1 protein-coding gene and 1 pseudogene are annotated in these 1,438 nt (G+C 65.1%); one reads left to right on the plus strand and one right to left on the minus strand.

All coding sequences use genetic code 11. From position 1 onward, the window contains the following. The coding region (locus MOV75_RS37945) for a trypsin-like peptidase domain-containing protein (RefSeq protein ID WP_247007974.1) at positions 1-1,014 on the minus strand (1,014 nt) is incomplete at its 3' end. A gap of 210 nt (positions 1,015-1,224) precedes the next feature. On the opposite strand from MOV75_RS37945, the pseudogene MOV75_RS37950 reads away from it, so the two are divergent. Beyond that, a pseudogene (locus MOV75_RS37950) lies at positions 1,225-1,438 on the plus strand (universal stress protein); the annotation flags it as partial.

The raw sequence follows: 1,438 nt of genomic DNA on the forward strand, positions 1-1,438 counted from the left end.
CGGGCTGTCGACGATGGCGCCGCGCGCCTCCTTCAGGCCGAGGCTGTCGGCGATCTCTGCGGTGACCGGCTGCACCTGCACGCCGAGCCAGCCACGGGTGACCGCGCCCTTGTCCTTCAGCTGCGCGACGACGAGTTTTGCGGTCGAGGCCGGGATGTCGAAGCCGATGCCGACCGAGCCGCCGGAGGGCGAGAAGATCGCAGTATTCACGCCGATCACGTTGCCATTCATGTCGAAGGCCGGGCCGCCGGAATTGCCCTTGTTGATGGGCGCGTCGATCTGGATGAAGTCGTCATAGGGACCATTGCCGATGTCGCGGCCGCTGGCCGAGACGATGCCGGCAGTCACGGTGCCGCCGAGGCCGAAGGGATTGCCGACCGCGACCACCCAGTCGCCGACGCGCGGCTTCTGGTCGGCGAATGTGACGAACGGGAAGTTTTTCTTGCCATCGACCTTGATCAGCGCGAGATCGGTCTTCGGATCGGTGCCGACGACCTTCGCGGTGTAGCTCGTGCCGTCATCCATCGTCACCTGCACCGACTCGGCGTGGTCGACGACGTGGTTGTTGGTCACGGCATAGCCGTCGGCGGAGATGAAGAAGCCGGAGCCTTCGCCCGTGACCATCTGATGGCGCTGGCGCGGCATGCCGTTCATGCCGCCTGGGCCACGGAAGCCGAACTGCCGGGAGAACTGGTCGAACGGCGTCTCCTCGTCCGAATCCATCCGGTTCTGTTGCAGCATGGCGCTCTTGTCGTTGGCCCGGTCGATCTTGACCCGCACCGAGATGACGGCGGGCTTGACCTTGCTGACGAGGTCACCGAAGCCCGGCGGCGTCGTGGCGGATTCCGCGGCCTGGGCCGGGGCAATGAACGAGTTCAGAGCGAACGGCGAAGAGCCGGGAGAAGCCGCCAGCACGGCCACGCCGAGCGCGGCCACGGTGCCGAGCAGCGCGAGCCGGCGCGGCCTCAAGATCTTGCGGGACGTCGAGGTGTCGGAATTGACGCGGTCGTTCATGTCGAAATGTCCATGTTGGAAGTGTCGCCTTGCATCCAACATGGACATCGTCACCTTACGGCGTCCCGTCCGTCCGATTAAATCTTGGCAAAGGATGTGCGAGCGTGCGGCCGCGGCAAAGTCGTCCTTGCGCATTTGATGCAGCTCAACGCCGATGCTTCCGGCAGTGAAAGACTGCAGCCACCGGATGATGTTCATCGGAGGCGGCCCATGTACAAAGACATTCTCGTTCACATCCCCACCGAACGTCCCATGCGTTCCGCGATCGAGGGCTCGATTTCGCTCGCGGCACAGTTCAACGCTCATCTCGACGCGGTCGCGGTCGGCTATGTCGCAACCAGCGCGGCTTACGTGATGGAGGGCGGCGCCGCGGTGGCCGCCGTGTTCGAGCTCGAACGCGAGCGAGCGCTGGAGCGGGCCGAGG

This window comes from Bradyrhizobium sp. PRIMUS42 (genome assembly GCF_023006515.1).
GTDB lineage: Bacteria > Pseudomonadota > Alphaproteobacteria > Rhizobiales > Xanthobacteraceae > Bradyrhizobium.